Source organism: Pseudomonas sp. Sample_16, from assembly GCF_004307665.1.
In the GTDB taxonomy this organism is placed as follows: Bacteria; Pseudomonadota; Gammaproteobacteria; order Pseudomonadales; family Pseudomonadaceae; genus Aquipseudomonas.
This window is the reverse complement of record NZ_RCOB01000108.1, coordinates 136,308-141,997: the sequence shown is the minus strand read 5'-3', so window position 1 is coordinate 141,997 and position 5,690 is coordinate 136,308. Positions and strand designations below refer to the sequence as shown.

At 58.6% G+C, this 5,690-nt stretch carries 4 protein-coding genes; 3 read left to right on the top strand and 1 reads right to left on the bottom strand.

All coding sequences use genetic code 11. From position 1 onward, the window contains the following. Positions 1-732 precede the first annotated feature (732 nt). Positions 733-2,109, bottom strand: coding sequence for an L-serine ammonia-lyase (locus D8U69_RS15990; RefSeq protein WP_056853902.1), 1,377 nt, complete (start codon positions 2,107-2,109; stop codon positions 733-735). Positions 2,110-2,544: 435 nt separating this feature from the next. Here D8U69_RS15990 and D8U69_RS15985 point away from each other — a divergent pair, with 435 nt between their 5' ends. The 3 genes from D8U69_RS15985 (at position 2,545) to choV (ending at position 5,579) form a co-directional block, all read left to right on the top strand. Then, positions 2,545-3,492, top strand: coding sequence for a choline ABC transporter substrate-binding protein (locus D8U69_RS15985; RefSeq protein ID WP_056853903.1), 948 nt, complete (start codon positions 2,545-2,547; stop codon positions 3,490-3,492). Positions 3,493-3,558: 66 nt separating this feature from the next. Next, positions 3,559-4,404: a choline ABC transporter permease subunit gene (gene choW / locus D8U69_RS15980; protein WP_056853904.1), complete on the top strand. Its 846-nt coding sequence runs from the start codon at positions 3,559-3,561 to the stop codon at positions 4,402-4,404. Continuing rightward, positions 4,401-5,579, top strand: coding sequence for a choline ABC transporter ATP-binding protein (choV, locus tag D8U69_RS15975; protein WP_056853905.1), 1,179 nt, complete (start codon positions 4,401-4,403; stop codon positions 5,577-5,579). Before choW ends, choV begins: the two co-directional genes overlap by 4 nt. Positions 5,580-5,690 lie beyond the last annotated feature (111 nt).

Sequence of the window (5,690 nt, the reverse complement as noted above, 5' to 3'; positions counted from 1 at the left end):
TGGATTGAGGCGCACGGTTCTGGGGTTGGGCCCCGGAGTTGAACGACGTCATCGCAGTATCTCCTCACACAAAGCGGGTGATGGCCTCAGGCGGAGGCTCTTGTTATTGCCATCGTTCTCACGCTGGAGACGGGCTTTGTAATGACAGAGCAATTGCCATGCCTAAATTTGAATGCACGTTCAATAACTCCTAAAAACGACGTCGGAATGTGTCTATATATGACGCGCGGCGAGTAGGGGTTAAGAGTGCCATCAGGCGAGACAAGTGCTCTGCCCCGTTGCGTGTGAGCAAATCGGTAGCACTTGTGGGAACAGGGCTGGGAGCTTTTGCAAAGAGTGTCACCACAGGCGCAGGTGACGAGTGGTCAGCTTCGTTTTTCATACCTGACCGGGCAGTCACGATTTACCTGTTAGCGACGCGCCAAAAGGTGGCGCCTTTTAAATCGAGTGTTCATTTAGCGCGCAGTTTTGACTGGTCTGGCGCTATCGCTGGCAAGCCAGCTCCCACAGGAATTTATGGTGTGACCAAGACATCAGCTACACCAGAGAATCTGTGGGAGCTGACTTGCCAGGCCTCACAGGCATGATGGTGTGACCAAGGTGTCAGCTACACCAGAGAACCTGTGAGAGCTGGCTTGCCATTCCCACAGGCAATGATGGTGTGACCAAGATGTCAGCTACACCAGAGAACCTGTGGGAGCTGGCTTGCCAGCGATTGGGGTCACCTCGGTTTCAGCATTCCACGGCGCTCACCGCCAACCCACCCCGTGATGTCTCCTTGTATTTGTCATGCATATCGGCACCGGTATCACGCATGGTGCGAATCACCCGGTCCAGCGAAATGAAATGCTGACCATCACCGCGCAGAGCCATCTGCGCGGCGTTGATTGCCTTGACCGCGGCAATCGCATTGCGCTCGATGCACGGCACCTGCACCAGGCCGCCCACCGGATCGCAGGTCAACCCAAGATTGTGCTCCAGACCGATTTCCGCCGCGTTGCACAGTTGCTCCGGTGTTGCGCCGAGGATTTCCGCCAGCCCTGCCGCCGCCATGGCGCAAGCCGAACCGACTTCACCCTGGCAGCCGACTTCGGCACCGGAGATCGAAGCGTTCTTCTTGCAGAGAATCCCGACCGCTGCCGCGCCGAGGAAGTAATCGACGACATTGGCGTCGGTCACGTCTTCGCTGAATTTCATGAAGTAGTGCAGCACCGCCGGGATGATTCCCGCCGCGCCATTGGTCGGCGCCGTGACCATGCGCCCGCCGGCGGCGTTTTCTTCGTTGACCGCGAGGGCGAACAGGTTGACCCACTCCATGGCGCTGAGAGTGGAGCCGATCACGTTGGGCTTGTTCAGTTCCTGCAAGCTGCGATGCAACTTGGCCGCGCGCCGCCGCACGTTCAGGCCACCGGGCAGAATGCCCTCGTGCTTGAGGCCGTGTTCGACGCAATCCTGCATGGCGCGCCACAGCGTCATCAGGCCGCTGCGGATCTCCTCTTCGCTGCGCCAGACCTTTTCGTTGGCCAGCATCAATTGCGCCACGCGCAGGTTGTGCTTCTTGCACAGTTCCAACAGCTCGGCGGCGCTGGAAAAGTCGTACGGCAACACCGTGCGATCAAGGTCGACGACTCCGCTGGAGGCCTGTGCCTCGTCGACGACGAAACCGCCGCCGACCGAATAGTAGGTGTCACGATGCAACTCGCCTTCATCGCCTTCGACAACCAGGGTCATGGCGTTGGGATGGAACGGCAGGTTTTCGTCAATCAGGCGCATGTCCCGAGCCCAGATGAACGGCACCGACAGGCGTCCGTCGAGCAACAGCGTGTCGGTCTCGCGCAAGGTGGCGATGCGGATGCCGATTTGCGACGGATCGATCGCGTCCGGCCACTCGCCCATCAAACCCATGATCACTGCGTTGTCGCTGCCGTGACCAATGCCGGTGGCGGACAAAGAACCATAGAGCTGAACTTCAACGCGCCGCACTTGCTCAAGCAGTCCCCGCTCGCGCAAACCCTGGACGAACAGCGCCGCCGCGCGCATCGGCCCCACGGTGTGCGAACTGGAAGGGCCGATGCCGATTTTGAACAGGTCGAAAACACTGATAGCCATTACTGCCGGACTCCTGGATGTGCCAACTCCAGGCGCAAAAGCGCCCGGTGACGGAGCTGCTACGCTCAAGCTGCAATCCGTCAGGATGGCCGCATCATCAGGCTTTTGACGTGTCGTTCGACGTCTCACACCGACGCACTCATGTCCACGAACGCCGCGTGTCTTTTACGTCGCGAATTCGCCGTTTTTTTGCGACTCAGACGGACAAAAGAGCCCGAAAAAAGCTGTAAACGACGTCACTGACACTGGATGCGACCATCCCTGTACTGGTTACGACGCACCCTGTAGGCGTCAGATTTTCACTGGTACATGATCGTATCGACTCGATTGCAAGGCGCCGTGGTAGAGCTGTCTCCAAAACGCCATCCAACCGCAACCTATAAGTGCGGTGGTCCAATCGGAACACTGCCAAAAAAAACACCAAGGAGTCCATCCATGAAAGGTTCTTCGTCGTTGTTGTTGGCCGTCATGCTTAGTCTGCCGGTTCTGGCGCAAGCCGCCGAACCGGCCCAATGCAGCACCGTAAACTTCTCGGATGTCGGCTGGACCGACATCACAGCAACGACCGCGACCACCAGCGTCGTGCTCAACGCCCTCGGCTACAAGACCAAGACCACCATGATTTCCGTGCCCGTGACCTACAAGTCTCTGGCCGACGGCAAGAACATGGACGTGTTCCTGGGCAACTGGATGCCGACCATGGAAAACGACATCAAGGCCTACCGCGAGGCCGGCACCGTAGAAACCGTACGCACCAACCTCAAGGGTGCCAAATACACCCTCGCCGTTCCCCAGGCCCTGTACGACAAAGGGCTGCATGATTTCGCCGACATCGCCAAATTCAAGAAAGAACTCGACGGCAAGATCTACGGCATCGAGCCGGGCAACGACGGTAACCGGCTGATCCAGAGTATGATCGACAAGAACGCCTTCGGCCTGAAAGACGCCGGTTTCAAGGTCGTCGAGTCCAGCGAGGCGGGCATGCTGTCGCAAGTCGACCGCGCACAGAAACGCGACACCGCCGTGGTGTTTCTGGGCTGGGCTCCGCACCCGATGAACAAACGTTTCAAGATTCAATACCTGACCGGCGGCGACGACTTCTTCGGCCCCGACTTTGGCGCCGCTACCGTGGCGACCAACACCCGCAAAGGCTACGCCGAAGAATGCAGCAACGTCGGTCAGCTGCTGAAAAACCTCGAGTTCACCGTCGACATGGAAAGTGAACTGATGGGCAACATCCTGGACGACAAAATGAAGCCTGACGCGGCCGCCAAGGCCTGGCTGAAAAAGAATCCCCAGGTGCTCGATACCTGGCTCGCTGGCGTGACCACCATTGACGGTAAACCTGGCCTGGACGCCGTGAAAGCCAAGCTGAATCAGTAATCGCTTACGCCGGGCGGGCTAGCCCGCCCGGGCTGTTTATTTCCTTGCATGCGGACGTTCACTACCATGCTGATTGATCAGAAAATACCTTTAGGCCAGTACATTGCAGGCTTCGTTGAATGGTTGACGCAACACGGCGCCAACACCTTCGACGCAATTGCCGTGTCACTGGAAACGATGATCCACGGCGTGACGTTTGCGCTGACCTGGTTCAACCCGCTGGTCTTGATCGGCCTGATCGCACTACTGGCACACTTCATCCAGCGCAAATGGGGGCTGACCGCCTTCGTCATTGCTTCCTTCCTGCTGATCCTCAACCTGGGATACTGGCAGGAAACCATGGAAACCCTCGCCCAGGTGCTGTTCGCCACCCTGGTCTGCGTGTTGATCGGCGTGCCGTTGGGCATCGTCGCCGCGCATAAACCGATGTTCTACACCATGATGCGTCCTGTACTCGATCTGATGCAGACCGTACCGACCTTCGTGTACCTCATTCCTACCTTGACCCTCTTCGGTCTGGGTGTGGTCCCGGGCCTGATCTCGACGGTGGTGTTCGCGATTGCCGCGCCCATCCGCCTCACTTACCTGGGTATCCGCGATGTGCCGCAAGAACTGATGGACGCCGGCAAGGCCTTTGGCTGCTCGCGTCGCCAACTGCTCACACGGATCGAATTGCCCCACGCCATGCCGAGCATCGCAGCCGGCATCACCCAGTGCATCATGCTGTCGCTGTCGATGGTAGTGATCGCGGCACTGGTGGGCGCCGACGGACTCGGCAAACCGGTGGTCAACGCACTGAACACTGCTGATATCGCCCTGGGCTTCGAAGCAGGCCTGGCGATCGTACTGCTGGCGATCATGCTCGACCGTATCTGCAAACAACCCGACGCCAAAGTAGGGGGTGACGCATGAGCATTATTCGCTTCGAAGACGTCGACGTGATCTTCACCAAAGATCCGCGCGAAGCACTGAAACTTCTCGACCAGGGCCTGACCCGCAGCGAGATCCTGAAAAAGACCGGGCAGATCGTCGGCGTCGAAAAGGCCAGCCTGGATATCGAAAAAGGTGAAATCTGCGTCCTGATGGGCTTGTCCGGCTCAGGCAAGTCCAGCCTGCTGCGTTGCATCAACGGCCTCAACACCGTCAGCCGCGGAAAGTTGTTCGTCGAGCACGAAGGCAAGCAGATCAACATTGCCTCCTGCTCCGCCGCCGAACTGAAAATGATGCGCACCAAGCGCATCGCGATGGTGTTCCAGAAGTTCGCCCTGATGCCTTGGCTGACGGTGCGCGAGAACATCAGTTTCGGCCTGGAAATGCAGGGTCGTCCGGAGAAGGAACGCAAGAAACTGGTCGATGAAAAACTCGAACTGGTAGGCCTGACCCAGTGGCGCAACAAGAAACCCGATGAGCTGTCAGGCGGTATGCAGCAGCGCGTGGGCCTGGCCCGTGCGCTGGCGATGGACGCCGATATCCTGCTGATGGACGAACCGTTCTCGGCACTCGACCCGCTGATCCGTCAGGGCCTGCAAGACGAACTGCTGGAGCTGCAACGCAAGCTGAGCAAAACCATCGTGTTCGTGAGCCACGACCTCGACGAAGCCCTGAAGCTCGGTAGCCGTATTGCGATCATGAAAGACGGCCGGATCATCCAGTACAGCAAGCCGGAAGAAATCGTCCTCAACCCGGCGGACGACTATGTGCGGACCTTCGTGGCCCACACCAACCCGTTGAACGTGCTGTGTGGTCGCAGCCTGATGCGCACCCTGGACAACTGCAAACGCATCAACGGTTCGGTGTGTCTCGATCCGGGCGGCGATTCGTGGCTGGACCTGGCTGAAGGCAACACCATCAAGGGGGCTCGCCAGAACGGCTCGGCGCTGGACTTGCAGAACTGGATCCCGGGGCAGGCAGTCGAAGGCCTGGGTCGCCGACCGACGCTGGTGGATTCGAATATCGGCATGCGTGATGCGCTGCAGATCCGCTATCAAACGGGCAACAAGCTGGTCTTGCACGACAACAACAAAGTGGTCGGCATCCTTGGCGACAGCGAGCTATACCACGCACTGCTCGGCAAGAACCTGGGGTAAGGCAACTGACACAAAAACGCCGCGAGAGATCGCGGCGTTTTTGTTAGTACAGATAAATGACCTGGAATACTGACAACTGTGGCGAGGGAGCTTGCTCCCGCTGGGCTGCGA